We start from the raw sequence: 26,857 nt of genomic DNA on the forward strand, positions 1-26,857 counted from the left end.
CCCAGCAGAGCGCCGCTGATGCACAAACCGCCACAAATCTCAGAACCGGGTGATGACTGTCGCGCCAACGGACTGGAACTTATTCATGTTTATCAAAGCCTCAGGCGCCTCCGCGAGGCTGATTTGTGCTCCCACCAGCCGGGCCGGGTCAAGCTTGCCGCTGGCAACCATGTCCAGCATCGCGCCATAGCGATGCGCCTGCATCCCATGCGAGCCCAGCAGCTCAATCTCCTGGCCTACAATTTTGGGCATCGGTATCGCAGGTGCCGCGTGCTCTCCCAGCATCAGGCCAACCTGAATATGTTTACCCCGTGGGCGCAGGCACAGGATGGAATTGGTCATGGTCACGGGATGACCCAATGCATCCAGCGACACATGGGCTCCTCCGCGGGTGATATCGTGGATGGCTTGCGCCACATCTGCTTCGGTGCCGTTGATGACGGCAACAGCGCCAAGATCCTGTGCAAGGGCCAGTTTGGCGGGATCAAGATCCACCCCAATCACATTCGCCCCGGCAGCCGCTGCAATCATCACGGCGGACAGGCCCACGCCGCCACAGCCATGCACCGCCACCCATTGACCCGCACTGACCCTGCCCTGATCAATCACCGCGCGGAAAGAGGTGGCAAACCGGCATCCCAGACTGGCAGCCGTGGCAAAATCCATGCTCTCTGGAAGCGAAACCAGGTTCAGGTCCGCCTGGTGAATGCCGACATATTCGGCAAAAGATCCCCAGTGAGTAAAGCCAGGTTGCTCCTGATGCAAACACACCTGTTGATGACCCGCATGGCATTCGGAACAGCTGCCGCAACCGCAGATAAAGGGCACAGTCACCTTGTCCCCCACCTTCCAGTTGGTCACATCCTTGCCCACCGCCTCGACGACGCCCGCCAGCTCATGTCCTGGAATATGCGGCAGCTCAATATCGCTGTCATGCCCCATCCAGCCATGCCAGTCACTGCGGCAAACGCCCGTTGCAGCGACCTTCAAGACCACACCATGTGCCTCGGGGCTAGGGTCATCGACCGTGACCAGCTTGGGCGCTTCTTGGAACTTTTCAAATAGGACAGCTTTCATGGCAGGGTCTTTCCGCTTCAGGGGTGGCTGGAGCCGATCATAAAGCCCTGCATGGAAATAACTTTGCTATTCCTGCGTTAAATGCAGTAAATGTGAGGGAAAATCCCTCTTTAAGAACAAGTTTTTGAAAGCCTCCCCCCATGCCTGACATCGACGCCGCAAATGCCCAGATTCTGACCCTGCTGCAAAATGACGGACGCATGACAAATGCCAAATTGTCCGAAACCATAGGAATGAGCGAAACCCCCTGTTGGCGGCGCCTGAAACGGCTCGAGGAAGACGGCTTTATCGACGGCTATCAGGCCAATCTGAACCGGCGCAAGTTGGGGTTGGGTGTCATGGCCTTCGTGCAGTTGCGCTGTTCTGAACACGATCAGACTGCGACGGCGGAATTCCAGCGCATCGTCGAAGTGACCCCAAACATTCTTGCCTGTCACAACACCACCGGCGCGGATGACTTCTTGCTCATCGTTGTGGCGCGAGATCTGGATGATTACAGCGTTTTTGTCGACACCACCCTGCGCCGCTTGCCAGGGGTAACCAGCATTCGCTCAAATCTCTCGCTGAAGGAAATGAAGGCCTCAAGCAAATTACCGATCACTTCGGCTTCAAACTCAAGAACATGACGCATAAGACACCCGCCGCAGGAATGATGTGAAGGCGCGAAAAGAAAGCTGTGAAGGAGTTCCCGCTTTGGTGGAGCATGAAACATGACATCCGCCAAACTCGTCGGTGCGGTCAATTCTGCCCCATGCTTCGCTGTCGCGCCAACCTTTCCCAACTGAGCCCCATTTGTGCACAGCCTAAGACAGTGTCGAGCCGAATTTGGAGTGCAGCCAGCGGCGAAAGAGCAAAGGATTCAATCGAGAAAAAATTCTTCCTGAGGGGTCTTGCAAACAGAGTTGTTTGGTGTAGAAGGGCGCAGCAACTGAGACGTACCAACGAGACGGTGCCTCTTGGACAAAATGCGAAGAGTGCCCCTATAGCTCAGCTGGTAGAGCAACTGATTTGTAATCAGTAGGTCCGCGGTTCGAGTCCGTGTGGGGGCACCATTTTTCTTCCATTAAGTTGTTGATGTATAAGGGCAAGCACCCCTATTACATCCCTTCCAACTACACGCTTAGCTACACAATGTGGGTTTCTACCGTGATCCACAGGGCGTTTGGTCACTTTGTGGGGTCCTTGCGTGTAATCCCGTCCGTAACAAGCTGTTCGACCGGAATGCGCAGGAATTGTTCCAGCCGGTCGAGGTAGTCGGCGAAGTCAGCTATTTCATCTTCCGTGAAGACATCCCTAAGGGCAGCGCGGCGGTGGGCCATGACCGGGGCCGCCCGATCATAGGCGGCACGCCCTTGCGACGTGATCTCTACCATGGTCTGCCGCGCGTCTTGGCTGCTGCGCTGCATGGCGACGTAGCCCTTTTTCCGCATGTCCGGCAGGGCGCGGCTGAGCAACGAATGATCCGCGCGCTGGATCGCGGCAAGATCGCGGATGGTCATCGGCCCGGCTTCGACAAGATCCCACAGTGTCCGCCATTCGACGATCGACAGCCCCCCGGCGAGGTCAAGGAACTTGCGGCCCTGGGTCCGCGACGCAGCGTAGACGGCGGGCAGGCGCGAAAAGATGTTCAGGCCTTCACGCTCCATCCGGGCGCGCACCTGGTCGGCGTCTATCTTTCCCTGTTCGGTCACGGCTTTTCCTCTCATCTGGTCATCTGGCAAATCATGGAGAAAAAAATTTCGCGTGACAAGTCATATAAATTCTGCAAGCCTTTGTGTGGGGCTCCGGGAAACCGGGCCTGCGTGCCTTTGGAGGAAGGCGCGGATTCAAGGGAGGACAGTATGATCAAGACAGCGATAATCGGGGCCGCGCTAGCAATCGCGCCCATAGCAGCGACCGCACAGGCGACGCTGACAGCGGAAACCACCACGCCGGGGTCGACCCCGCATTACATCGACACCACTCTGGCCGGGATCCTCGACAGCGCGGGCGTTGCGACGCTTCAGATCACCGAAGGCGCAACGCTAACCAATTCGGTGCAGGCCGTTGCCGAGGGCCAGCTTGACATGGCCCCCGCGCCGCTGATCCTGCCATTCCTGCTATCCCGCGGCATTGGCCCTTATAGCGGTATCGGTGCCGAAGATGGCGCTCGGCTGGCCGAAAACCTGCGGGTGATCTTCTGGAACTCCGGGTCGGCGCAGATCTTCGCCTACTACAACAACAACCCGGTCGAGGACATCCGCGCCCTGGACGGCCTGCGGATTTGGAACGGCCCGCCGCGCGGCGCCGCGCTGACCTCGGGCCGGGCCATGGTTCAGCTCTTGTCAGGATTGAAGGACGGCGAGGGCTATGAGGGCATCCAGACCCCCTGGCCCGACGCGGTATCGACCATCACCGGTGGCGGCGCCGATGCCTGGACCTCGCCCGAGGGGCTGCCTTCGGGGCGACAGATCGCCATCGCGGCGGCGGGCGGAATCACCATGCATGATATCCCCTCCGATCTTCTGGCCAGCACGCTGGGCCAGCAGATCGTTGCGGCGCCCGGCCACGCACCCTATTCGCTGCCGGTCGAGGATTTCCGCAACGCCTATGCCGGCAATGACATCACCGTCGTGACCGACGACGATACCTTCGACACCTACGCCACCGCATTCGGGCAGATCGTCAACGCCTCGATGGACGAGGATCTGGCCTACCGGATCACCAAAGCCTACCTGGACGGGGAACGCCGGTTCATCGAAGGATCGCCGCGCGGTCCGTTCTCGCGGCTCAGTTTCGGGGACATCGACGGCGTGTCGCAAGGCGCCTGCGGGGCTGTGCAGGTCAAGATGCACGCCGGCGCGATCCGCGCCTTTGAAGAGGCGGGCCATAAGGTCGCCGATTGCCTGCGTCCATAACGCCTGAACTTGCCTGAACAACATGGAGGGGCTGGTTTTCGGCCTCTCCCTTGGGGACTTGTGCGCAATGACATCTCAGACATCCATCATCCTGCCGCTTGGCCGGCGCATCGCGATACTTCTGGCGCTGGTGCTGGTCTTTGTCGGCATGGCCAACACCATGCCCGAAATTCCCGGCCTGCAGGATTGGGCGCGGGATGTCACAGGGCGGCCGTTCTTCCGGGTGTCGAACTTCCCGCCCGAGTATTTCTACCCCCCTGTCTTCATGCTGATGATGGTGATCGTGGCGCTGGATGCCAGCGTCTACCGGGCGTGGAAGCTGGACAAACCTCAACTCGCCTGGTTTGGGCTGATGCTGGATGTCGGCCTGGTGATCGCGGCCTTTCTTGCCGCCTTCGGCTTTCTGGTCGAAATCGATTCCATCTGCCTGATCGACCAGATCACCGGTGAACGCGCGCGGCTGATCCAGGACGCGGCGGAACGCTCAGCAGGGGCGATCCCCGGCATCTCGTTCGAGGCCGAGGTGCCCGCCTGTCAGGCCCGTTTCGGGATCTGGATTCTGCCGCTGCTGTTCACGATCATCACGCTGTTCTTCCTCTACAACATTCGCATCTGGGGCCTGCCGCTTGTGGCGGTGGCCAGCATCGTCGTGCTGTACACTGTGGGCACGGCGCTGATCTGGGTTTTCGATCTGTCGGATAACAACTTCCTGCTGACCAAGCTGGGCGCCGAAGGCGGCGATCCGACTGCCGCCGCGATCCAGAAAGCGACAAACGTCTTCGTGACCCCTGACGGCTTCATGGGCCGTTTCATGGACATCGTCGTGAACCAGGTCTTTCCCTATGTGGTGCTTGGGGCTCTGTTCGGCACCTCGGCGGGCGGCACATCTCTGATCAAGCTGGCGGTGCGGGCCACGCGCAACCTGCGCGGCGGGCCCGCGCATGCGGCCATCGTATCCTCTGCCATGTTCGGCACCATTACCGGCGGTCCAGTGACCAACGTGCTGTCCACCGGTCGCCTGACAATCCCGATGATGCGCCGTAACGGGTTTTCACCGCAGTTCGCCGGCGGGGTCGAGGCCGCAGCCTCGTCCGGCGGGCAGATCATGCCGCCGGTCATGGGGGTCGCGGCCTTCGTTTTGGTGGCACTGACGGCGGTGCCCTACACCAAGGTCATCACCGCCGCCTTCCTGCCCGCGATGTTCTTTTTCTTCTCGATCTTTCTGGCCGTCATGTTCCAGGCCAGGCGCGAGAAGGTCGAGGCCATGCGCGAGGTCCCCGACGACCTGATCATGGTCCGGCAGGACTGGTACAACCTGATCATCATCATCGTGCCGATCGCGACGATCCTGTTTCTGCTTCTGGGCAGCAAGGACGCCATCGGCGGCGGCCTGCTCGCTGCCATCCTGCCGGACGCGGCCCTCCGCACGATCACCAATTCGACTGGCGACGCCGTGTCGGCGGGCTGGTGGGCGGTCGCCGTCCTGATCCCGCTGCTGTTGCTGGACCCCGAGACCCGGGCTAAGCCATCAAAGATCCTTGCCTCCCTGGCTGATGGCGGGCTGCTGATCTCGCGCCTGTTCCTGCTCTTGTTCGCGGTCTCGATCATCTCGGCCTTCCTGAACGAAAGCGGCCTGACCGGAGAGCTGACGCGCGCTGTGACCTCCTGGCTGGAGAAGGCGCAGGTGCTGCGGATCTTTGGCTTAGAAGTACCCATCGTCGGGGGCGTCTACCTGATGCTGGCGCTGACCTGCGCCATGTTCTGCGCGATCCTGCTGGGCATGGGGATGCCCACGGTTCCGGCCTATGTGAACGTGGCCCTGCTGCTGGGGCCGCTGCTCACCAACCTTGGCGTCAGCTTCTTCACCGCCCATATGTTCGTCTTCTACTTCGCGGTCGCTTCAGCAATCACGCCGCCCGTCGCCGTCGCCGCTTTTGCCGCCGCCTCGATCACCGGGGCCGAGCCGATGCGCACCGGCTTTGCCGCCGTCCGCGTGGGAATCGTCATGTTCACGATCCCCTTCATCTTTGCCTGGTACCCCGAGCTTTTGCTGATCCCCGAAGCGGTGATGATCACCGACGAAAGCGGCGCCAAGACCCTGATCGAAGGGTATAGCGGCGAGGTCGAACTGGCTGCCCTTGGGCTTTTGTCGCTGCGGCTGATCCTGGCGCTGTATCTCGTGGCCTCGGCGCTGGCGCGGTTTGACCGTGGCCCGATGCGCGCCTGGGAAATCGCCTGCAGGCTGCTCCTTGCGGTTCTCATCATGTGGAAGACCGATCCCGTCATGTGGGTCGGCATTGTCGCCGGGCTGTCGCTGATCAGTCTGCATATTATTCTGTCTCGGAGGTCAAATGAACCCGCCCCTACTTGAATTCGCCTTCCGCCTCGAAGTGAAGCTTGGTCCGATCCGCGAAATGGGCCCCGGACGGGCTGGTCATCGCCGGATCATCCCGATCATCGGCGGTACGGTCAGCGGCCCGAAGGTCAACGGGGCGATCCTGAACCTTGGTGCCGACTGGCAAACCATCTTCGGGGACGGCACCGCCGAGCTGGACACCCGCTACGCGATGGAAACCGATGACGGTGCGACTATCGAGATCCGCAACTATGGCTTTCGCCATGGCCCGCCCGAGGTGATCGCAGCGATTGCCCGGGGCGAGGACGTGCCGCACGACAGCTATTACATGCGCACCCACGCCCTGCTGGAAACCGGAGACGAGCGCTACAGCTGGGTCAACCGCACCCTTTTCGTGGGAACCGGTCAACGCCGCAACGCAAGCGTCATCGTCGATCTGTTCAGTCTGAATTGAAACGGGAATCATAGGCGGAGTGTGTGGAACGGGGATGTACAACGCTCTGATGCGACGCCTGCAACCTGGGTTCGCTCCGGATACACGATCGAGCGCGGCAGGATCTATGGGCCAGACTTCGAGACGGAACGCATCAGCGACTTTCTCGAACGAAACGACCCATTGAGAGATATGGACGTGCTATGAGTGAGCACTTTACCTTCAGAGATGACTGCGAGATCTGGCTGCAGGACATCATGGATTCAAACTACGAGGAGGCCCTTTCGAGGGTCACCTCCCTCTTAACCCAGACGACCGAGGATGAAAACGGGTGCTGGGTCCGCGCGAAGTCAGCCCCCTTCTTGGCTCCCGAAGCGGTCTGAGCACAGGAGAGGGGCGGATGTCAGACGTCGCGACCAAGCTAGCCGAGTTGATCGCTCTCTAGCGTACCTGCCAAACTTGCTATCGAAGATAGTATGCCAGGACCAAATGGATCAGCGGTGGGTAGGCGGCTTGGATGCCCTGGGACCCACGACCACGCTCAGCCCACCACAGCCCCCCTTAGAGAGCCTGATCGACCCACATACTGGTGGGGGCATTACCAGGGGCATTCTGAACCACACCGGGCCAGAAGTCGCGTCTCTAGGTCATGTTAGGAAGTACTGGCTGGGGTGGTAGGATTCGAACCTACGATCTTCAGTACCAAAAACTGTTGCCTTACCACTTGGCCACACCCCATCAGTGAGCCGCGTTCTAGTGTGAGTTTCGGGGGGGCGCAAGAGGGATTTTGGAAAAATCCAAAACTTTTCCCACCGGCCCTCTCGCGCCCTGCGGATCTAGTCCTGTTGCGTCAAGTTTTCATCCATCTGGATCAACACCGCGCCTTGCCGTGCCCCTGCCTCTACGGCCTCATGGGCGTGGCAAGCCTCTGATAAATTGTAGACCTTTTGAATATCAAAGCGCAGTGCCCCAGCCCCCAAGGCGGCATGCAATCGGGAGATCGCTGCGGCTCTTTCTACCTCGGTGAGCAAATAGACGAGGATGATTTCCAGTCGAACAGCCTTAAAAAGAAGCGTCACAAAGGGAAGGCTTGGTGACATTTCCTGGGCAGAGCCATAGGCCGCGATACAGCCATTGTCGGCAATCACCTGCGCATCTGTTTCAATGTTGACGCCAAACTCAACCTCGACAACGAGATCCACCGGTTTGGCGCTGTTGGCTTGCAGAATTTGCTCGGCCAGATCTTTGGCACGATAGTCCAACACCACATCTGCACCAGCAGCAAGCGCACGTTCCCGGCCAGTGGCTCCGCAGGTCGCAATGACGCGGGCGCCGCCCCATTTGGCCAGTTGCACCGCCAAAAGCCCAACGGTCCCTGCCCCGCCCTGTACCAAAACGGTCCTGCCTGCGACCTCGCCCTGGCCAAAAACAGCATGACAGGCCGTAAGCCCGGGAATTCCCAGGATAGCCCCCACCTCCAGGCTCACCCCATCAGGCAGGGTGACGGCCTGCTCAGACGGCAGTGCGATCTGTTGCGCGGCGGTGCCGCAGGGGCGGCGGAACTGGCCATTCCAGAGCCATACCCGCTCACCAATGCGGCTGTGAGAAACCCCCTCCCCCACGGCTGAGATAACACCGGACCCGTCGCTGTGGGGAATGATGTAGTCCCAGGGAAACCCCTGCAGCCCTGGCTGCCCGCGGGTGCGGGTTTTGACATCCGACGGGTTCACCCCGGAGAAGGCAACATCCACCAGGACTTCTCCTGCAGCTGGGCCAGGGACAGGCAGGTCTTCTACCTGCAAAACCTCAGTAGCAGCGCCATAGGCGCGGTATGTAATGGCTTTCATTGCGACGTGTTCCTTGTACGGTTTTCCCCGCGCACACTTTGTTGGTTGCAACACAAGATATGCCGCAAAGCGTCTAGGGGTTTGGCGGCAGAATACAGCGCAATTTCAGGAAAGACAGTTGGACTGATGGATAGGCCTTCTAGACCTGCGCATCGCCCCCACCGCAGCCGGGTTCAGTGCAGCCAGAGCGTTGTACCCGTCAGGCTGGGACACCCGCCTGTTTCAGGGCATCGGCCCATTCATGCCCCTCCAGAGAGGCGGCGCCGGGGTGTTCCCGGTGGTATTGGGTCAGGTTGAACTGGGGGGACGTCGCCAAAAGGTTCTGAACCGCCTCGCGCGCCTCACCTGAGCGGCCAGAGAGCTGCAATGCAATTGCCTTGGTACGCAAACTGGCCGGATAGGTGGCATTGGCTTGCAGCGACCGCTCTGCCAGCTGAAGGGCGCGGTCGTAGTTGTGGGCGGACAGGTTGGCGGAGGCAGAGACCGAGTCGAAATAATATTTCTGCGGACCCAGGGGGGTAAGCCGCCGCGCCGCATCAGTGAGTTCTACCGCCTCGATCGGATGCCCCTGGTAGGCCCAAGTTGCCCCCTTCAGCAAGATTGCCAAAGCTTCGTTTGGGTTATCCTTTAGCGCCAGGTCATAGGAGTTCTGCGCCATGTCAAAATCAAACAGCAGGTGGCTGGAAATTGCCCCCCTCAACGTATGTGCCAAAGAAAAGGAAGGATCAGCTGCCAGCGCGGCGCCGGCATATTGGCTGGCCAGCCCGGCATCCATCTGGCGATCACTGGAAAAGCCCTTCTGAACCCGCAGCACGTGCCAGAAGCCCATCCAGGTCAGCACCAGAGGATGTTTGGGGTCGCGATCCAACAGGACCTTCAGAATTTCACGGGCACGGCCAAAGCGGTCAGCTGTCATCTCCTGCATCATGGAAATCGCCGCCATCAACAGCATATGCCCTTCGAGACTGGAGAGCGGTTTAAAGGCCGAAATCCGCACCGCCTCTCCAACCAGGGTCTGGCCAATTTGGCGGGTCGCCTCGCATAGCGCCTCACTCCGGCCGGCCATCAAATCTGGCAATGGCCCCTCAAAATGCCGCGACCAGATCACCTGCTCCCGCTCAGCATCGTGAAGTTCGATCTCGGTGGACATGACCTGCCCGTTTGCCCGCACGGAGCCGGAGACAAGGTATTTCACCCCCGCAACAGCCGAAACCTCCGACGGGCGCACCCGCGCGAGATCAAATTGACGGGATGCCAAATAGGAAGTGACAGTAAAGGCCTGACTGCGCGACAGGCTGCGCGACAGCTCCTCTGAAATCAGTGACCCCAGCGGGGAGGCATCTTCACCTGGTGCCAATTGTACAAAGGGAAGCACCGCGATCAGCGGCAACAGGCTCTCGGGTCTTGGGCGTCGTTCTTGCTGGGGCGGCTTGCCATTGCGGGCCGAACTTCGGCCTATCTCGATCCGGGTGTGTTGCAGCCACCGGGCAAAATTCGCCTCATAGGGCAGTTCAAACCCTTCCATGAATTCAGCGTCGCGGGCGCAGTCCTCAAAGGCAACTCTGCTCAGGTCTAATGTCACCCTCTCCCGATTGGCACTAATCACCGGTGCTATCGCAGGCCCCAAATGGCGTCTGAGTGTGGACAAGGCGGTTCTAAGGCTGGCTTTGGCCTGTTCGGGCTGCGCCAAACTCCACAGGGTCTGCTCCAAAAAAGCGCGGGTTCGAACCCCCGACTCAGCCATGCACAACAAGGCTAATAGCGCCTGATGCTTTGCTCCCAACGGGATAGGCGTACCATCGCCCTGGGCAACATTAAAAGCTCCAAACTGGCCGACGCGAAGCAGAATACTCATCACACACCCCAAAAAACACACGGAATGATTAAATCACAACAACACTTCCCTGAATTGTAAATAAAAAAATTACAATAAATCGTAAATAAATATGGTTAATCTAAAAAACTGCGATTAACTATTTTACAACCTACTGAAATTTACACTTCAATATCAGACATATAAACTAAATTTTTAAAAACCTCTACAGGATTTATTTTGCGGAATTCGCCCCCTCTCTGAACAATGCTCAAAGCTACAAGTGCCAAGGAACCCATACAAATATCATAATTTCGAATCGCCGTTTCTACGCTGCCAAATGTTCTAAAAACCATCAGGCTTTGCGAGGTCAGGATCTATTAATCCTGCACCGCCAGTTTGTCATATCTAGTCTCTGACAAGAGACATCTATAAAAAAACTGTGGTTCTATTTCAATCAGATGTAACGCAGACAGAAGTAAACCCGTCAAACCCGCCACGCCAAGGGCGTGCCAATGTCTCATCGGCGCCCCTTGGGGGCAACGGGCGGTCATTTCACTTCATGTCAGCCTCTTGGGGTGCTTGCACATAAAACCACTATTCACGGAACACCCCAAACAACTGGGATTTATGAAATTTCCGCTGACGGCGTAGAATTATTGGCTCCCGATCCTGCCCAAACCGCGGCCGGGTGCGCCTACTCTTCAAAACTGGAGATAAAGCGGTAACCGGTTGGCGCCTTTTCAACCCTGCCAATGCCACCCTTTGGCAAATGATAGCCAATCAGCTGCATCTGATCATGTGACAGCATATCCAGCAAACGGAGCCGGGTTTTTGCCGCCAGATTAGCGTCCTGATCCGTGCCAATCGCCCATTCCGGCTGCGCAAAGCTGACGTGGTGATTACCAATTGCGTCTCCACCGATAAGAAGGCTTTGTTGCCCATCTCGCAGTTCAAACGACATGTGCCCTGGCGTATGCCCATGGCTTGCATGGGCTGCGACCCCAGGCAGGATCTCCTGGCCATCGCCAAACCTGCTGAGACGCTCTTCCATGACCTCCAGCCGCCGGAGTGCGCCCACCGCCATTGAAGCGCGATCCCCAGAAATCGTCGAAGCTGTGTTGGGATCAAACCAATAGGCCCATTCAGCCTCTCCCATCAGGTATTGGGCATTGGGAAACAAGGGGTCGTCAAAATCATCCAGAACGCCCCACAGATGATCCGGATGACAATGGGTAAAGACAACGTGGCTTATCTCGTCCGGGGTAACCCCTGCGGCGTCCAGCGCCGCTGTCAATTGCCCGGCGGTGTTTTGAAAACCTGGGCCGGACCCAGCATCAAACAGCACCAGCCGTCCCGCATGGCGCAACAGCGTCACATTGAGTGGCGGATGCATCGGGCCTGCAGCGATCCCGCGCGCCTGCAGGATCTGGTCCACGGCCTCCGGGTCTAGACTCGCAAAAAGCAACGAGCGTGGCAGGGTCAAATGCCCGTCTGACAGGGTGGTTACTTGCATTTCTCCAAGTGTAAGCGACCTGGACATCCCTGTCTTTGCCCAGCTGGCTGCTGGCAGCAACAGTCCTGCAGACATGGCGGCAGACACGCCTGTGATAAACTCGCGACGTTTCACTGTCATCTTTCCCCCCACAGATTTTGCAAAACACCGAGCTTTGCACGCATTCTCACATGCGAATTTATATTATTTCCCACATTTGGCAAGCTCGAGACATCAGCTGTCCTTCCGCTCAATCGGCGAACCAGAAAACAAGCTGCCAAGGGAGCAAGAAAAAGGCCCGGCACACCTTAATCGGTGCCGGGCCTCTTGTGGTCTGACCTCTCCCCCAAGGGAGAGAAGTCGCTACTGGCGCAGGTTACTGGCGGCTCAGCTCTTTCCACTTGCCTGCTTCGACAACCGAAATCACGATGTCATCGGCACCACGGTGGTCATCAGCGCTGTAGGAGATCTGCGTATCGGTGAGTTCATCGAAATAGGCCAGAGACTCCATGCCTTTGACAAAGGCTTCCTGGGTCAGATCCTGGCCTGCGGCTTCGAGCGCACGCACCACAGTATCTGCAGCCGAGTAGCCAAGCATGGCAAATCCACCGGCGGGCTGGCCGAACTTGGCCTCATAAGCCGCAATGAACTGGGCCGGAGCTTCCTCCTCGGCGCGGGCAACAAGATCCACCCAGCCAGCAGCGGCATAAAGCCCCTCGGTGACGCCACCTGGTACGGCAGCAACAACACCAAGGAAACCAGCCGAGGTATTAAGGAATTTGACGTCGGTCCAACCCAGTTTTTTGGCGGTGCCAACCACGGTAATCCCCTGGCGCACGCCCAGGCCCAAGGCAACGACGTCACATCCCGCAGCTTTCAACTTGGTCAACGAGCCAACAAAATCCAGCTCGTCTGGCTTGTGGCTGGTTTCCGCAGCGTATGTCAGGCCCAGTTTTTCAGCTGTTTCAACTGCACTTTCCTGGATTTCTTTGCCAAAATCCGAAGGAATATACATGCTGCAGATTTCTTTGGCGTCAAATTCGCCCGCCAGATAGGTTACACCCGCATCCACCTGATCATAGTAGCTGGAAAAGCCAATGAACTTGTTATCAACAGGATCTTGCAGCATCTGACGCGCCGAGGACAGCGGCCCGATGTTTGGAATACCTTTTGGATCCAACAGTTTGAAACCGGCGATGTTCATCGGGGTGCCCAAGGACAGCAACATGCCAAACACCTTGTCGCGGTTCAAAAGCTTGTTGTAGCCCTGCATCGCGCGGGGGATCTGATAGCCGTTGTCTTCAACAACAAAACGGATCTGGCGCCCATGGACACCCCCCGCCGCATTGGCTTCTTCAAAGCGCAGGTTCGCCCCGTTTGTGGCAGGTACGCCCACGGCAGCAAAGATACCGCTCAGGTCATTGACCGAGCCAAATACCACTTCGCTATCGGTCACGCCCTGGCTGTCGGCCTGTGCCGCAGAGCCTGCACTCAAAGCCACTGCGCCGGCCATCAGTGTGCCCGCCATAAGCTTGGATGTAAGTGTCTTCATTTCCATTTCCTCCCTGGATTGGTTCGCAGCGTGTTCAGATCACGCCGTCAATACATGTCGTCGATCAGCGCTTTATGCTTTTTCTCCACAAAACTGCGTTTCAATTTCATCGTCGCCGTCAGCTCGTCATCTTCGGCGGTCAGCAGGACGTTGATCAGGCGGAAATCTTTGATCTGTTCCACCCGGGCAAAATCCTTGTTCACCGCTTCGACCTCTTGTCTGATCTGCGCGAGCACCTCCTCAGCAGCGCAGAGCGACGCAAAGTCACTAAAGGGTATCTTCCGGTCTTGGGCAAATTTTTCAACATTTTCCTGATCAATCATGATCAGACAGCTCAGGTATTTGCGCCCATCGCCGATCACCACCGCATCCGAGATGTAATGGCTGAACTTCAACCGGCTTTCGATTTCGGCCGGGGTGATGTTTTTGCCCCCCGCCGTGATGATAATATCCTTGATCCGGCCCGTGATGGTCAGATTGCCGGCCTCATCCACTCGGCCAACATCGCCTGTGCGCAACCAGCCATCGGCGGTAAAGGTTTCGGCGGTTTTTTCGTTGTTGCGCCAGTAGCCCTGGAAGTTGTTCAACCCCAGCGTCTGGATCTCACCATCTTCGGCGATTCGCATCTGCACCCCCGGCACCGGATGGCCAACGGTTCCCGGCAGGTTTTGCTCCAGTGTGTTGATGGTCGCAATACCGGCGTTTTCGGTCATGCCATAGCCCTCAATCAGGGGCACACCAATGGACCAGTACCATTTCAGCAGCTCGGGCGAGATAGGCGCCGCCCCGGTGCCACCCCGGCGCATTTTGTCCATGCCCAGCATCCGGCGCAGGTTGCGCAGAACCATGAAGTCCCAGAAGGCATAGGCCGCCGCAACACCGGCTGGTGGCTCTTTGCCAACCATAACAAATTCTGCCCGCGCCTGACCGGCCTTCATCGCCTGCTGAAAGGCCCAACGCCCCATAGGCGTGGCTTCCTGTGCCAGAACCAGAACCCGCGAATAGATTTTTTCCCAAACCCGTGGCACCGCAAAAAATGTCGCCGGAGACACCTCCTGCATATTGTCAAAAACCGTCTCCGGGCTTTCGGCAAAATTCACCGTGCTCGCAGCACCCAAGGGGAAATAGACCGAAACATTGCGCTCCAGAATATGACACAGCGGCAAAAAGCAGAGTTGCTCATCCGTCGGGTTCACGGCCAGAGCCCGCGCCCCCGCCTCCATCGAGGCCATGATGTTCTCATGCCCCAACATGGCGCCTTTGGGCATGCCAGTGGTGCCGGAAGTATAGATCAGCATGGCTGTATCTTCCGGCTTGGACTTGGCAATCTCGGCTTCAAAGGCACCGGGATTTTTAGCCTCATAGGTTTTGCCCAGTTCAACCAGATCTTCGATAAACATACATTTATCCTGCTGAAGATCATGCAAGCCATCGCGATCATAAATGATCACTTTGGCCAGATCTGGCACCTGATCAGCGATTTCCAGGTATTTATCCAGCTGTTCATCATTTTCAACAAACAGGAACCGGCTGCTACTGTCATTGACCAGATAGGCCAGTTGCGAGGCGGAATCCGTGGTATAGACACCGGAGGCGATGCCGCCGACGCCCTGCACACCCATATCCGTATAGAGCCATTCACGGCGATCTTCGCTCAGGATCGAGACCACTTCGCCGCGCGCCATTCCCAGCGACAGCAGGCCAAGGCCAATCCATTTGGATTGTTCCCAATAGGTGGTCCAGGAATAGGATTTCCAGATCCCCATGTCCTTTTCGCGGTGCGCCGTGCGATCCTGCAGGGCCATGCAGCGGGCCTGAAACAGCTTGGGGATCGTGTCGCAGCCATCGACCAGAACCGGACGTTGGCCCGGTTCTGAGTTGTAGGAGACGCCATTGATTTCGATCTGGGCGAGCCCGGTCTGCTTTCCGACTTGAATATTCATCTCTGCCCCTCCTAGCGCCATGTTTTCTTGCGTTTCCAGCGCTTCTCGCCGCGCTGGCCCTCTTCCTGATGGCCCAGGTAGAAAGACTTGATATCATCGCTTTCCATCAGCCGATCAGCAGAGCCATCCATCACGATCCGGCCGATCTCCATCACATAGCCCACATCTGCCAGGTCCAGCGCGATACGGGCGTTTTGCTCCACCAGCATCATGGTCACGTGCTCTTCGGTATTGAGACGACGCAGAATGGCAAAGATTTCCTGCACCAGCAGCGGAGACAGACCCAAGCTGGGTTCGTCCAGCAGCATGATCTGCGGCCGCAGCATCAACCCGCGCCCAATCGCCAACATCTGCTGTTGCCCCCCCGACAGGGTCCCGGCCTCCTGGTTGCGACGTTCAGCCAGAATCGGAAAGTAGTCAAAGACCATCTCGCGGTCGCGCTCGATCTCTGCCTTATCTGACCGGGTATAGGCGCCAAGGCTGAGGTTTTCGTCGATGGTGAGTAGCGGAAAAACCTCGCGCCCTTCGGGAACATGCACAATGCCATGTTCAACGATACGATGGGGTTCCTGGCCCTGAATGGGCTTGCCGTTGAACAGCACCTCGCCCTTTTCAGGGTCCATGATGCCCGAGATGGTTTTCAGCAGGGTCGATTTCCCGGCGCCATTGGCGCCCAGCACGGTGACTATCTGCCCCTTGTCGACCTTGAGCGACACCCCCCGGATGGCCATGATCGGCCCGTAAAAGCTTTCGAGGTTTTTGATTTCCAGCAAAGGTTCACCCATTAGACTGCCCCCGCGCCAAGATAGGCCTCGATCACGGCCGGATTGGCCTGCACCTCAGCCGGTGTGCCCTCGGCCAGTTTGGCGCCATCGGCCAAGGCCAGCACCCTGTCAGACACCCCCGAAACCAGCCCCATGTCATGTTCCACCATCAAAACGGTGATCCCCATCTGTTTGCGGATGTCATCAATCCACCAGCGCATGTCCTGGGTTTCCTCGACCGACAGGCCCGAAGCGGGCTCATCCAGCAAAAGCAGGCGCGGTTTTGAGGCAAGCGCACGCCCCAGTTCAACCACCTTGCGCACCCCGTAAGGCAGCCCGGCGATCATCTTGTTGCGGTAGGGCTGCAGATCTAGGAAATCGATCACCTCCTCAACCGCCTCCCGGTGGCGCTCTTCTTCGCGGCGGACACGCGGCGTAAAGAACATCTCTTCCAATAGCGTGGTCTTGCGATGGCGATGGCGTCCTACCAGCAGGTTTTGCAACACCGTGGCATGCTCGAACAGCTCAATATTCTGAAAGGTCCGGGCAATGCCAAGATCCGCAACCTGATCCGCGTCGCGCTCCAGCAGGTTGTTGCCGGCAAAGGTGAACGTGCCGGCAAAAGGCTCATAAAAGCGCGAAATCAGGTTAAAAGCGGTGGATTTACCTGCGCCGTTAGGTCCGACGATGGCGTAGACTTCGCCCTCTTCAACCGAAAAGCTGAGATCATTGACCGCCACCACGCCACCAAATTTGAGCGTGGCATTTTTGATTTCCAAAAGGCTCATCTCAGGCGCTCCGTCTTCAGGTAGGATTTCTGGCGGCGGAACATGTCCTTGCGCGCAAATGGGAACAGCTCAAACCAGGTGCGGATCTTGAGCCATCGCCCGTAGATCCCCATCGGTTCAAACATGATGAACAGGATCAGGATCAGGCCAAAGACGCCTGTCTCCAGCCCAGGAATGGCGACACCACTGCCCACGACATTGTCCTTCAGGATCGACAAGGCCTGCGGCAGGAAGGCGACAACCACGGCGCCAAAGAATGCCCCGTGAATGGATCCAAGCCCGCCAATCACGATCATCATCAACAGGGTGATGGAAATCACCAGGCTGAAGGTCTCGTTGTTGAAGGTGCCGGCATAGTAGCCCATCAAAGCGCCGGACCAGCCGGTGATCATGCAGGACAGGCCAAAGGCTTTGCCCTTGGTGCGGGCGATATGCACGCCCATGGCGGTGGCCGACACTTCGCTGTCCCGCACCGCGGCAAAGGCACGGCCCAGTGGCGAGCGCAGCAAGTTGCGATAAAACAGGGTGCAGATGATGGTGACCACCAGGACCAGATAGTAGAACCGCGATGGCATTGACCAGCGTTCGATCTCAAACCCAAAGATGGTGATCATCTCCGGGAATTTGCCGGAAACACCGCCGCTCCAGTGTTCGGTCAACACAATGATGTCATCGGCCAGAACCGACAGGGCAATGGTGGCAATCGCCAGATAAATGCCGTGCAGCCGCAAGACCGGAACGGCAATCAACAAGCCGACAAAGCCGGTGATGATCCCCGCCAATGGGAAGGCGATGATAAAGGGCACGCCCTGTTCGATCAGGATGGTATTGGCATAGCAGCCGATCGCCAGAAACGCGGCGTGGCCCAGGCTCGCCTGGCCTGTCTGGCCGGTCAGCAGCATCAGGCCGAGGCCGGCAATCGCCCAGATCAGCACATTGGTGACCTCGCCCAGGTAGAACTCATCCAGCAGGTAGGGCAATCCAAAGGCCAGCGCCAGAAGCGCACCATAGACACAGAGCGTCCAGCGGTCTGGGAACAGTCGAATGTCGTGCACGTAGGAAGTTTTGAAATGAATACGCATGAGCTTATACCTTCTTCACGCGGACCTGGCTGAACAGACCGTGGGGCCTGAAGATCAGCACAGCCAGCAACAGGGCATAGGGCGCAATTTGTGAGTAGCCGGCAGCCAGGTAGCGCGCCGCAAAGGGCTCGATCACCCCAACAATAAGACCACCAGCCAGGGCACCGGGAAGCGAGCCAAAGCCGCCAATCACCGCCGCCGCAAAGGCCTTGATCCCCAACAAACCGGCATTCGGATCAATGGCACCCTTGGAGGCAAACAAGATACCCGCAACCGCAGCCGTGGCACCGGACAGCCCCCAGATCAATCCCTGAACGCGCTTAACCGGAATACCCATGAAATAGGCCGCCATCTGGTTTTGACTTGCCGCCTGCATTGCCAGCCCAAGCTTGGTGCGCTGGAAGAACTGATACAAGAAAAAGGTCAACAGGAAGGTCACAACGATGATGGCAAGATCCGCCATACCCAGGACAACGCCGCCGATATGCAGATCGCCCAGCGCCAGAGGACTTTCTAAGGTTTGAGGCTCATGCCCCCAAATCAAACCGGCGACAAAGCGCAGGACAAACCCCATGGCAATCGTCAGGATCACCACCGCTGTCTGGTTCTGGCCAAAGAGATGGCGCAAAACAAAAAGGTCCAGCAGATAGCCAAACACCGCCATGATCGAAATCGTCAGCGGCGCGGCGATCCAGAACGGCAAATGCATGTATTCCGCATTGGTCAGACCAAGGCTCACAAAAGCCCCAATCATCATAAAGTCCCCCTGGGCGAAATTCACCGCCTCAGTGGCTTTGTAGATCAACACGAACCCAAGCGCGATGAGGCCATAAACACAGCCATTCGCAAGCCCACTGATCAAGAGCTGCAATACTTCCAAATTTTCCTCCCCCCGCTCCTAAAGAACGGCTCCTTGCCCGAACGCAGCCGGGCCTTAGCGCTTTTTTTCGGGTTTTCCGGCTGCCTCCTATAGCTGCGGAATCCCAAGCGTCTAAAAACAGACTACTGAGTATGTTTTTGACCTGTCAATCGGCGGGACCCAGCGTCAGACTGTCAAAAAGTGTCTATTTTTCGCCTCCCTGTCCCCCTAGGCTGATTCTCAAATCCTACCAGCCTGCTTTGTTGTGCGGCCCCTTAGCCGTGCTGTTCTGGGACCTATTTTGTCGCCCCCACCGCACCTGGGGGTGCCTCGGTCCTGCGTCTAATGCGGTAACCGGACTGGCGTCAGCAGCTTCCCGAACCGTCCCGATCGGCGCACCGGTGCTTGCGGCTTTTTCTCTATGCCACTTGTCTGACGCAGCCCGGCAGTGAAACAGCTAGCGATGCTCAGATTGACCGCCCAGATTATTCGCCCCGATTATTCGCTCGGGGCAACGGCTTGTGGATTGCCTGTTATCCGGGCAGTCTGATAGGCCAAGATCCAACCTGAAATGCAGGCAGACCTTAGATGTTAGAACAGATCAGCACCTCAAAAAGCGAGATCCTGGATGCCGCCGCCCATTGCTTTATGACACTGGGCGTCGAAAGCGCCTCTGTGGATGATATCGCGGCGCAGCTGGGCTCTACCAAGGGGCGGATCTACCACCACTTCCCATCCAAAGGCGCTCTTCTTGCAGCGGTACAACTGCGCGCAGCTGGGTTTACCTACAGAGCCGTGGAGGGGCTTATTGATGCCAACCTGCCGGCGGTGAAATCGCTCGACAGGATGGCGCGCGGTCACATCTACGAAGTGTTGAACTCGCTGGCCTATCACAAGGTCATCCTGCAAACCTACACCGCCGGTACTCAGGCCAAAAAGATGAGCCAGGTAGAAATGGATCTCCAGGAGCAAATTCGCACCGGACACCGCCAGTATGAAATGCTGTTTCGAACCGAAGTGGCACGCGGAATTTCGGAAGGTAGTTTTCAAGACCGCAACCTGACCGCCGCGGTGGCAGGCCTGTTGCTGGTCCTCAACTCGCCAGTGTTCTGGTTCCGGCCAGAACGCGGTGCCTCGCAGGAATTTATCGACACAATTGCCCGTGATATCAGCAGCATGGCACTGGCCAGCCTGCGCGCCTGACACGGCACCTGCGCTCCGCAATCCTATTCCGACAAAGAGCACAGCCCCCGCAGGCAGCTACAAAACCGGGCCCCGGTTGCCGACAGCTGGTGCTCACTGCGAATACACAGCCCCACCGGCCCCTGGGTGCTGGTGGTGTCCAAGGGCAGCTGCTGCATTGCCCCCGCCGCCAGATCCGCCTGCACCACGCCCTGGCTGATGAACCATATGGCACCGTGGTCCAGCACAAAGCGCCGCCCAAAGGTGGCCGACACCGTTTCGATAGGCGCCTGAGGCATCATCAGACCTTGCTCCAGAAACATATGTTCGACCAGGGGACGAATGATCGACCCCGGTGAGGGCATCAACACCGGAGAGGACTGCAGCGCGCCCTCGGGCAGATGGCTGCTGCCCGCGAGGGGATGTCCTGTGGCCACAACCACGGCAACGCGTTCATGAAACAGCGGTTCAAAATCAATCCCCACCATGCGCTCGGGTGCGGGCAACCGCCCCACTACCAGATCCAGATCGCCGCGGCGCAGCTGATCCAGCAGATATTGATTGTCCCCGGTGGTGACTGAAAACCGGCTGCGCGCCATGCCTGCATCCAGCTGGGCCAAGGCATCCGGCACCAAAGTGGCCGAAACCGTCGGCAGGGCACCTATCCGCAGCTGCGGCCCCTCACCCGCGTCCAGCCCCTGCAACATCGCAACCCCGTCGCGCGCCAAGGCCAGGCTGCGCCCCGCGTGATGGCGAAACATCTCCCCGTAGGGCGACAGACGGATGCCCCGACCATGACGCTCCACCAGGGGTTTGCCGCACACGGCTTCCAGCTCGCGCAGGGCGCGGGTGACAGCAGGCTGCGTCATACCCAGCGCCTCCGCCGCCTGGGTCACGCTGGTTTGGCGCGCCACTTCGACAAAGACTTCGAGATGGCGCAGTTTGAGATGAGCAGATAAACGCATATCATTTTCGCAATGCAAACATGTGAAAAATCGCATTATACAGCACAATTTTGATATGTGATACTCCTCGCAAGCCCCCAATCAGAGGACTGCACCGGATGAGCAACGACAGATATAATCAGGGCATGGTGACCCGGCGCGCCGTTCTGGGCGACGCCCATGTGGACCGCGCCGAAGCCGCCAAGACCGATATGGATCAGGCTTTTCAAACCCTGATCACCGAAGGCGCCTGGGGCACGGTTTGGTCTTCGGATGCCATTGCACCGCGTGAGCGCTCGATGTTGACCCTGGCCCTGCTGGCCGCGCTGGGCAACTTTGACGAAATTCCCATGCATATCCGCGCCACAGCCCGCACCGGCGCCAGCAAAAGCGACGTGTTGGAGGCCTTCCAGCATGTGGCGATCTATGCCGGCGTGCCGCGCGCCAATCATGCGCTGAAACTCGCCAAGCAAACCTACGAAGAAATGGAAGCCGACGCCGCAGCAGCCAAGGCCTGAGGAGGAAGACCACTATGACCAATGCACCAGCAAAACAGGGTGAGTTTTATCAGCGTGATCGCCGCTGGCACCCCCCGGCCTATGACAAAGACTACAAGACCTCAGTGGCGCGCTCGCCCAAACTGGCGCTGATCAGTCTGGAAAACACCCCCAGCGAGATCACCGGACCACGCTTTGGTCACAGCGACATGACACCGATCGACAACGATCTGTTGTCCAACTATGCCCAGCCAGATCAAAGCCCCATCGGTGAGCGCATCATCGTGCATGGCCGGGTGTTGGATGAAAACGCCCGCCCAGTGCCCAATACGCTGGTCGAGATTTGGCAAGCCAATGCCAGTGGCCGCTACCGCCACAAGAAAGACAGCTATCTCGGCGCCATCGACCCGAACTTTGGTGGCTGTGGCCGCACCATGACCGATGAGAACGGCTATTATTATTTCCGCACCGTGAAACCCGGAGCCTACCCCTGGCGCAACTGGGTCAACGACTGGCGGCCCGCGCATATTCACGTCTCGGTCTTTGGCTCGGGCTTTGCCCAGCGCCTGATTACTCAGCTTTATTTTGAGGGCGACCCGCTGGTCAAAACCTGCCCCATCGTGGCGACAATCCCGGACCCGGATGCCATCGAGCAGCTGATTGCCAAGCTCGACATGAATGCGACGATTCCGCTGGATACCATCGCTTATAAATTCGACATCGTGCTGCGCGGCCGTCGCTCTACCCTGTTTGAAAACCGCCTGGAGGGGAACTAATGCCACAATCACTTGAATATCTGAAAGAAACCCCTTCGCAGACCGCTGGCCCCTACGTGCATATTGGCCTTGCTCCCGGCGCGGCTGGGTTCCAGATCTACGATCAGGAACTGGGCCAGGACATCGCTGGCCCAAATGCCAAGGGCGAGCGGATCCGTGTCGAAGGTCTGGTCATCGACGGCACCGGGTCGCCGGTGAAGGACGTGCTGCTGGAGGTCTGGCAGGCCAATGCCGATGGGATCTATCCACACCCCGAACATGCCGGCCATGACACCGTCGAGACAGGCTTTCGTGGCTGGGGCCGGGTGATCACCAATTTTGAGACTGGCGAATGGGCTTTTGACACGGTCAAACCCGGTGGCCTGATGGGGCGCAATGGTCAGATGATGGCCCCCCATATCAACCTGTGGATCGTGGCGCGCGGCATCAATGTTGGGCTGAATACCCGGCTCTACTTTGACGATGAAGCCGAGGCCAACGCAGCCGACCCGGTGATCAATGTGGTTGAGTGGGAAAAGCGCCGCAAAACCCTGATCGCAAAACGCAGTGAACGCGACGGCCAGACCGTGTATCGGTTTGACATCCGCCTGCAGGGTGACGACGAAACCGTGTTTTTTGATATCTAAGGGAGCCTCCATGACCATCTCAAGCCAGGGTAAACCCTGTATCATCTGCGTTGCCATTACCGGATCCGTGCCCCGCAAGGAGCACAACCCGGCGGTGCCCGTCACCATTGCCGAACAGGTTGAGAGCACCCAGGCCGCCTTTGAGGCCGGTGCAACAATTGCCCACTGCCATGTGCGCAACGACGATCAAACGCCCTCATCCGATCCAGAAAAGTTTGGCCGCCTGCTGGAAGGGCTGAACAAACATTGCCCCGGCATGATTGTGCAGCTCTCCACTGGTGGGCGGTCGGGCGCGGGCCAGGAACGCGGCGGCATGCTGTCACTGCGTCCCGACATGGCTTCGCTGTCGGTGGGGTCCAACAACTTCCCCACCCGCGTTTATGAGAACCCGCCGGATCTGGTTGACTGGCTGGCCAGTGAGATGCGCCAATATGAGGTCAAGCCCGAGATCGAGGCCTTTGATCTGTCGCATATCCATCAGGCCGTGAAGATGAACCAGGATGGGCGCATTGCTGGCAAGCTCTATGTGCAATTTGTCATGGGCGTAAAGAACGCCATGCCGGTGGATCGTGAGACCTTTGATTTCTACATCAAAACCGTAAAGCGCCTGGCACCTGAGGCAGAATGGTGCGGTGCCGGTATCGGCCCCGGTCAGATTCAGATCAATGAATGGGCAATTGCCGCAGGCGGCCACACCCGCACCGGCCTAGAGGACAATCTGCGCCTCACCCGTGAAACCCTGGCACCCTCAAACGCGGCCCTGGTGCAACGTGCGGTCGAGTTGTGCGATAAATACGAACGTCCCGTCGCCAGCTGGCAACAAGCCCGCGACATACTCGGCCTGCGCCCGGCCTAAAACGCCGGCCGCCTCCGTTTAGACTGTCAGATAGAAAACAGGCAGCCCGGTCATCGGGCTGCCTGTTTTACATTCCATCAGCACGCTGACCACCAATATACTGACGGGTTGACTGGGGTTTGGTGCCGCCGCCTCACACTTTGCCGGACAGATCTTTCAAGATCGGGCAGTCTGGTCGGTTGTCCCCGGCGCAGCAATGCACCAGCTCGGTCAGGGTGTCGCGCATCGCCTGCAGGTCTGCAATTTTGGTCTCGATCTTGCTCAGATGTTCCAGCGCCAGCTGTTTAACATCGCCACTGGCGCGGCTCTCATCCTCATACAGCGCCATCAGCATCCGGCAGTCTTCGATGGTAAAGCCCAGCGCCCGCGCCCGGCCCAGAAAGGCCAGCTTGTGCAGATCCGCTTCGACAAAACAGCGATAGCCATTGTCGCTGCGCTGCGGCTTGATCAGACCGATATCCTCGTAGTAGCGAATGGTCTTGGCCGGTAGGCCCGAGCGGGTTGAAACATCACCGATATTCATGCGGACCTCATGCTGTGCCGTCAGGTGGCGGGGCGAAACGAAGCAGTGCCGGCGGCCGACACCTCTCCCTCTTCATCTAAGCTGGATTTCAGCCGATGCAAGCGTAGCGCGTTGCTCAGGACAAAGACACTGGACAGCGCCATGGCGCCGGCCGCCAGCACCGGCGACAACAGCGGCCCGCCAAAAGGATAAAGCGCCCCCGCCGCTACCGGCACCAATAGCAGGTTGTAGCCAAAGGCCCAGCCAAGGTTTTGCCGGATATTGCGCATGGTGGCGCGGCTGATCATCAGCGCATCCTGTACCCCGCGCAAATCACCAGAAACCAGCACAACATCCGCCGCTTCAATCGCCACATCGGTGCCGGTGCCAATGGCGAGCCCCACATCCGCCGCCGCCAGCGCCGGGGCATCGTTAAGCCCATCGCCCACAAAGGCAAGCGTGCCATAGCTGTTTTGCAGGTCTTTCAGTGCCGCGACCTTATCCCCTGGCAGGCATTCCGCGCGCAGCGCATCAATGCCCAGACGTGCCGCAATGGCCTGGGCTGTTGTCTCTGCGTCACCAGTGATCATTGCCACTTTCAATCCCTGCGCCTGCAACGCCTTGATGGCTGCCGCTGTGCCCTGTTTGATGGGATCTGCCACCGCCAGCACTGCCGCGAGCCGGCCGTCAATGGCCACATAGAACGGCGTCTCCCCTGCGGCGCCCCAGTTCTGCGCCAGATCAGCCAGCGCACTGCAGTCAATCGCCTCGCGTTGCATCAGCCGCGCCGCGCCAATCAACACCTCTTGCCCCTCCACCTGGGCCCGCAGCCCAAACCCCGGCAAGGCCTCAACCTGTGCGGCCTTTGGCAGGTCGGTACCCGCCGCCGCAACCAGAGCCTTGGCGATGGGGTGTTCGGACTGGGCCTCTGCGGCGCCAACCAGCCGCAACACCGCGTCCCGGTCAAAGCCGTCAGCCACGTGCATATTGGTCAAGGCGGGATGGCCTTCGGTCAGGGTGCCGGTTTTATCCAAGGCCACCACCTGCACCGATTGCAGCTTTTGCAGGGCATCACCTTTGCGAAACAGCACCCCCAGTTGCGCCGCCCGGCCAATGCCAACCATGATCGAGGTCGGCGTCGCCAGCCCCATGGCGCAGGGACAGGCAATGATCAGCACGGACACACCGGCCACCAGGGCCAGCGGCAAGGCGGGCGCAGGTCCCAGCAGCAGCCAGGCCAGCACCGTCAAACAGGCCGTCAGCAAAACCGCTGGCACAAACCACAGGGTGATACGGTCGACCAGGCCCTGTACCGGCAGTTTTACCCCCTGCGCCTGTTCAACCATCTGGATGATCTGCGCCAGCGCCGTATCCCGCCCCACATGGGTGGCACGAAACTCCAGCACGCCAGATCCGTTCACCGTTCCGGCTGACAGGCGCGCGGCCTTGCCCTTTTCCACTGGAAGCGGCTCGCCGCTCAACATGCTTTCATCCACAAAGGAGGTGCCGGAGGTCACCTCTCCATCCACCGCGACTCGCGCGCCGGGACGCAACCGGATCAGATCTCCGGGGGCGATCTCTTCCACCGGGGTTTCAACCACCGTATCGCCGCGCAGCAGCTCCGCTGTTTTGGGCTGCAAGGACACCAATTTGCGGATCGCAGCCCCGGTGCGCCCCTTGGCACGGGCCTCCAGCAGGCGCCCTGTCAGAATCAACACTACAATGACGCAGGCGGCCTCGAAATAGACATTGGCAGCGCCCGGCGGCAGCAGCTGTGGAAAAAAGGTCGAGACCACAGAAAACCCATAGGCCGCCGCCGTTCCCAGCGCCACCAATGCGTTCATATCCGGCGCACCGCGCAGCAGGGCGGGCACGCCTTTGCCATAGAACTGTCGCCCCGGCCCGATCAGCACCAGGGTGGTTAGAACAAACTGCAACATGTAGCTATTGCTGTGGCCGATATTGGCCATCACCCAATGGTGCATCGCGGGCACCATATGGCTGCCCATCTCGATCACAAAAACCGGCAGGGTCAGGGCGGCAGCAAGGCTCAGCTGTCGCGCCAGTGCGCTGATCTCCTGGGCGCGGCGCTGCTGCGCCTGCTCCGCTGCATCCGCTTCATCGCCCCGCAGGGAGGCAGGATAGCCCGCATTTGTGCTGGCCGCACGCAGATCTGCCGCGCGGGTGGCCCCGGTCAGGTAACGGATATCCGCCCGCTCGGTGGCCAGGTTCACCTCTGCTGTGACCACACCAGGAACCGCACGCAAAGCCGCCTCTGCCCGCCCGACACAAGAAGCACAGCTCAACCCTTCGATATCCAGGCTCAACTGCGACACGGCAGCCGGATAGCCGGCCTGTTCCAGTGCCGAGACCAGCGCCGCGGGTTCAAGATCCTGTGCAGCCTGAACCTGCCCCTTGGCTGTGGCCAGATTAACCGAGGCCTCAGTTACCCCCGGTATTGCGGCCAGGGCTTTTTCGGCCCGCCCAACACAGCCCGCACAATTAAGCCCCGTAATCTGCATCGAAATTTGGCGGTCTTGCATAGCGAAATCCAGTGGTTTTCCTCGT

General features: G+C 58.8%; 23 protein-coding genes and 2 tRNA genes. 10 read left to right on the forward strand and 15 right to left on the reverse strand.

The features are described 5' to 3' along the window. Positions 1–39: 39 nt before the first annotated feature. Entirely contained in the window at positions 40–1,077 is a 1,038-nt protein-coding gene (locus JZI28_RS14410) for a zinc-dependent alcohol dehydrogenase family protein (RefSeq protein WP_295453883.1), read from the reverse strand. Positions 1,078–1,217: 140 nt separating this feature from the next. Here JZI28_RS14410 and JZI28_RS14415 point away from each other — a divergent pair, with 140 nt between their 5' ends. After that, complete coding sequence (locus tag JZI28_RS14415) at positions 1,218–1,703, forward strand: Lrp/AsnC family transcriptional regulator (protein ID WP_375698056.1); 486 nt, start codon at positions 1,218–1,220, stop codon at positions 1,701–1,703. A gap of 350 nt (positions 1,704–2,053) precedes the next feature. Beyond that, positions 2,054–2,129, forward strand: a tRNA-Thr gene (locus JZI28_RS14420). A gap of 114 nt (positions 2,130–2,243) precedes the next feature. Here the strand turns inward: JZI28_RS14420 and JZI28_RS14425 are convergent. Beyond that, positions 2,244–2,783, reverse strand: a complete 540-nt coding sequence (locus JZI28_RS14425) for a MarR family winged helix-turn-helix transcriptional regulator (RefSeq protein WP_375698057.1) — start codon at positions 2,781–2,783, stop codon at positions 2,244–2,246. Positions 2,784–2,879: 96 nt separating this feature from the next. On the opposite strand from JZI28_RS14425, the gene JZI28_RS14430 reads away from it, so the two are divergent. The 3 genes from JZI28_RS14430 (at position 2,880) to JZI28_RS14440 (ending at position 6,784) form a co-directional block, all read left to right on the forward strand. After that, on the forward strand, positions 2,880–3,974 hold the full coding sequence (locus JZI28_RS14430) for a TAXI family TRAP transporter solute-binding subunit (protein WP_375698058.1): 1,095 nt from the start codon (positions 2,880–2,882) through the stop codon (positions 3,972–3,974). 67 nt (positions 3,975–4,041) lie between these two features. Further along, complete coding sequence (locus JZI28_RS14435; RefSeq protein WP_348294552.1) at positions 4,042–6,345, forward strand: TRAP transporter fused permease subunit; 2,304 nt, start codon at positions 4,042–4,044, stop codon at positions 6,343–6,345. Beyond that, entirely contained in the window at positions 6,326–6,784 is a 459-nt protein-coding gene (locus JZI28_RS14440) for a DUF3237 domain-containing protein (protein ID WP_375698059.1), read from the forward strand. The genes JZI28_RS14435 and JZI28_RS14440 overlap by 20 nt, the downstream gene beginning before the upstream one ends. A gap of 642 nt (positions 6,785–7,426) precedes the next feature. On the opposite strand, the gene JZI28_RS14445 is transcribed toward JZI28_RS14440, so the two are convergent. From JZI28_RS14445 to JZI28_RS14490, 10 genes are all read right to left on the reverse strand, one after another. Next, positions 7,427–7,501: transfer RNA gene (locus JZI28_RS14445), tRNA-Gln, on the reverse strand. Positions 7,502–7,599: 98 nt separating this feature from the next. Next, positions 7,600–8,610 carry an NADPH:quinone reductase gene (locus JZI28_RS14450; protein WP_375698060.1) on the reverse strand — a complete coding sequence of 337 codons (1,011 nt, stop codon included), beginning with the start codon at positions 8,608–8,610 and terminating at the stop codon, positions 7,600–7,602. A 199-nt stretch (positions 8,611–8,809) separates the two neighbouring features. Next, positions 8,810–10,465, reverse strand: coding sequence for a transcriptional regulator (locus tag JZI28_RS14455; protein WP_375698061.1), 1,656 nt, complete (start codon positions 10,463–10,465; stop codon positions 8,810–8,812). A gap of 655 nt (positions 10,466–11,120) precedes the next feature. Then, positions 11,121–12,059, reverse strand: coding sequence for an MBL fold metallo-hydrolase (locus JZI28_RS14460; RefSeq protein WP_375698062.1), 939 nt, complete (start codon positions 12,057–12,059; stop codon positions 11,121–11,123). A gap of 235 nt (positions 12,060–12,294) precedes the next feature. Then, the gene (locus JZI28_RS14465) at positions 12,295–13,470 is read right to left on the reverse strand and encodes an ABC transporter substrate-binding protein (protein WP_348152916.1); all 1,176 of its coding nucleotides are present in this window, start codon (positions 13,468–13,470) and stop codon (positions 12,295–12,297) included. 47 nt (positions 13,471–13,517) lie between these two features. Next, on the reverse strand, positions 13,518–15,413 hold the full coding sequence (locus JZI28_RS14470; protein WP_375698063.1) for an AMP-dependent synthetase/ligase: 1,896 nt from the start codon (positions 15,411–15,413) through the stop codon (positions 13,518–13,520). An 11-nt stretch (positions 15,414–15,424) separates the two neighbouring features. Beyond that, entirely contained in the window at positions 15,425–16,198 is a 774-nt protein-coding gene (locus JZI28_RS14475) for an ABC transporter ATP-binding protein (RefSeq protein WP_295453235.1), read from the reverse strand. Then, positions 16,198–16,965, reverse strand: coding sequence for an ABC transporter ATP-binding protein (locus JZI28_RS14480; protein WP_375698064.1), 768 nt, complete (start codon positions 16,963–16,965; stop codon positions 16,198–16,200). Before JZI28_RS14480 ends, JZI28_RS14475 begins: the two co-directional genes overlap by 1 nt. Further along, positions 16,962–18,047: a branched-chain amino acid ABC transporter permease gene (locus JZI28_RS14485; RefSeq protein WP_295453231.1), complete on the reverse strand. Its 1,086-nt coding sequence runs from the start codon at positions 18,045–18,047 to the stop codon at positions 16,962–16,964. Before JZI28_RS14485 ends, JZI28_RS14480 begins: the two co-directional genes overlap by 4 nt. 4 nt (positions 18,048–18,051) lie before the next feature. Then, positions 18,052–18,927 (reverse strand): branched-chain amino acid ABC transporter permease, encoded by an 876-nt coding sequence (locus JZI28_RS14490; protein WP_295453229.1) that lies wholly within the window; start codon positions 18,925–18,927, stop codon positions 18,052–18,054. Between the two features lie 567 nt (positions 18,928–19,494). Here JZI28_RS14490 and JZI28_RS14495 point away from each other — a divergent pair. Continuing rightward, a complete protein-coding gene (locus JZI28_RS14495) occupies positions 19,495–20,109 on the forward strand; it encodes a TetR/AcrR family transcriptional regulator (RefSeq protein WP_375698065.1) in 615 nt (204 codons plus the stop codon). A gap of 23 nt (positions 20,110–20,132) precedes the next feature. Here the strand turns inward: JZI28_RS14495 and pcaQ are convergent, their stop codons facing one another. Then, positions 20,133–21,053: a pca operon transcription factor PcaQ gene (pcaQ, locus tag JZI28_RS14500; protein WP_375698066.1), complete on the reverse strand. Its 921-nt coding sequence runs from the start codon at positions 21,051–21,053 to the stop codon at positions 20,133–20,135. A 98-nt stretch (positions 21,054–21,151) separates the two neighbouring features. On the opposite strand from pcaQ, the gene pcaC reads away from it, so the two are divergent. The 4 genes from pcaC to JZI28_RS14520 are packed head-to-tail and all read left to right on the forward strand — an operon-like array spanning position 21,152 to position 23,787. Next, positions 21,152–21,550 (forward strand): 4-carboxymuconolactone decarboxylase, encoded by a 399-nt coding sequence (gene pcaC, locus JZI28_RS14505; RefSeq protein ID WP_295453221.1) that lies wholly within the window; start codon positions 21,152–21,154, stop codon positions 21,548–21,550. Between the two features lie 14 nt (positions 21,551–21,564). Then, complete coding sequence (gene pcaH, locus JZI28_RS14510) at positions 21,565–22,305, forward strand: protocatechuate 3,4-dioxygenase subunit beta (RefSeq protein WP_348150991.1); 741 nt, start codon at positions 21,565–21,567, stop codon at positions 22,303–22,305. Continuing rightward, positions 22,305–22,931, forward strand: a complete 627-nt coding sequence (gene pcaG, locus JZI28_RS14515; protein ID WP_375698067.1) for a protocatechuate 3,4-dioxygenase subunit alpha — start codon at positions 22,305–22,307, stop codon at positions 22,929–22,931. The genes pcaH and pcaG overlap by 1 nt, the downstream gene beginning before the upstream one ends. Positions 22,932–22,941: 10 nt before the next feature. Next, complete coding sequence (locus JZI28_RS14520) at positions 22,942–23,787, forward strand: 3-keto-5-aminohexanoate cleavage protein (RefSeq protein ID WP_348150968.1); 846 nt, start codon at positions 22,942–22,944, stop codon at positions 23,785–23,787. Between the two features lie 133 nt (positions 23,788–23,920). On the opposite strand, the gene cueR is transcribed toward JZI28_RS14520, so the two are convergent. Further along, positions 23,921–24,310, reverse strand: coding sequence for a Cu(I)-responsive transcriptional regulator (gene cueR / locus JZI28_RS14525; RefSeq protein ID WP_295453210.1), 390 nt, complete (start codon positions 24,308–24,310; stop codon positions 23,921–23,923). A 20-nt stretch (positions 24,311–24,330) separates the two neighbouring features. Beyond that, a complete protein-coding gene (locus JZI28_RS14530) occupies positions 24,331–26,832 on the reverse strand; it encodes a heavy metal translocating P-type ATPase (RefSeq protein WP_375698068.1) in 2,502 nt (833 codons plus the stop codon). Positions 26,833–26,857 lie beyond the last annotated feature (25 nt).

Source organism: Pseudophaeobacter sp. TrK17, from assembly GCF_042192375.1.
Classification (GTDB): Bacteria; Pseudomonadota; Alphaproteobacteria; order Rhodobacterales; family Rhodobacteraceae; genus Pseudophaeobacter.

What these genes read in the sequence shown, in the direction of transcription:
- pcaG (WP_375698067.1), top strand. Translation starts at nt 22,305, where the DNA reads ATGCCACAATCACTTGAATATCTGAAAGAAACCCCTTCGCAGACCGCT.
- JZI28_RS14470 (WP_375698063.1), bottom strand. Translation starts at nt 15,413, where the DNA reads ATGAATATTCAAGTCGGAAAGCAGACCGGGCTCGCCCAGATCGAAATC.
- JZI28_RS14415 (WP_375698056.1), top strand. Translation starts at nt 1,218, where the DNA reads ATGCCTGACATCGACGCCGCAAATGCCCAGATTCTGACCCTGCTGCAA.
- JZI28_RS14520 (WP_348150968.1), top strand. Translation starts at nt 22,942, where the DNA reads ATGACCATCTCAAGCCAGGGTAAACCCTGTATCATCTGCGTTGCCATT.
- JZI28_RS14480 (WP_375698064.1), bottom strand. Translation starts at nt 16,965, where the DNA reads ATGAGCCTTTTGGAAATCAAAAATGCCACGCTCAAATTTGGTGGCGTG.
- JZI28_RS14485 (WP_295453231.1), bottom strand. Translation starts at nt 18,047, where the DNA reads ATGCGTATTCATTTCAAAACTTCCTACGTGCACGACATTCGACTGTTC.
- JZI28_RS14440 (WP_375698059.1), top strand. Translation starts at nt 6,326, where the DNA reads ATGAACCCGCCCCTACTTGAATTCGCCTTCCGCCTCGAAGTGAAGCTT.
- JZI28_RS14460 (WP_375698062.1), bottom strand. Translation starts at nt 12,059, where the DNA reads ATGACAGTGAAACGTCGCGAGTTTATCACAGGCGTGTCTGCCGCCATG.
- JZI28_RS14475 (WP_295453235.1), bottom strand. Translation starts at nt 16,198, where the DNA reads ATGGGTGAACCTTTGCTGGAAATCAAAAACCTCGAAAGCTTTTACGGG.
- JZI28_RS14435 (WP_348294552.1), top strand. Translation starts at nt 4,042, where the DNA reads ATGACATCTCAGACATCCATCATCCTGCCGCTTGGCCGGCGCATCGCG.
- JZI28_RS14425 (WP_375698057.1), bottom strand. Translation starts at nt 2,783, where the DNA reads ATGAGAGGAAAAGCCGTGACCGAACAGGGAAAGATAGACGCCGACCAG.
- pcaQ (WP_375698066.1), bottom strand. Translation starts at nt 21,053, where the DNA reads ATGCGTTTATCTGCTCATCTCAAACTGCGCCATCTCGAAGTCTTTGTC.
- JZI28_RS14455 (WP_375698061.1), bottom strand. Translation starts at nt 10,465, where the DNA reads ATGAGTATTCTGCTTCGCGTCGGCCAGTTTGGAGCTTTTAATGTTGCC.
- JZI28_RS14465 (WP_348152916.1), bottom strand. Translation starts at nt 13,470, where the DNA reads ATGAAGACACTTACATCCAAGCTTATGGCGGGCACACTGATGGCCGGC.
- pcaC (WP_295453221.1), top strand. Translation starts at nt 21,152, where the DNA reads ATGAGCAACGACAGATATAATCAGGGCATGGTGACCCGGCGCGCCGTT.
- cueR (WP_295453210.1), bottom strand. Translation starts at nt 24,310, where the DNA reads ATGAATATCGGTGATGTTTCAACCCGCTCGGGCCTACCGGCCAAGACC.
- JZI28_RS14530 (WP_375698068.1), bottom strand. Translation starts at nt 26,832, where the DNA reads ATGCAAGACCGCCAAATTTCGATGCAGATTACGGGGCTTAATTGTGCG.
- JZI28_RS14450 (WP_375698060.1), bottom strand. Translation starts at nt 8,610, where the DNA reads ATGAAAGCCATTACATACCGCGCCTATGGCGCTGCTACTGAGGTTTTG.
- JZI28_RS14495 (WP_375698065.1), top strand. Translation starts at nt 19,495, where the DNA reads ATGTTAGAACAGATCAGCACCTCAAAAAGCGAGATCCTGGATGCCGCC.
- JZI28_RS14410 (WP_295453883.1), bottom strand. Translation starts at nt 1,077, where the DNA reads ATGAAAGCTGTCCTATTTGAAAAGTTCCAAGAAGCGCCCAAGCTGGTC.
- pcaH (WP_348150991.1), top strand. Translation starts at nt 21,565, where the DNA reads ATGACCAATGCACCAGCAAAACAGGGTGAGTTTTATCAGCGTGATCGC.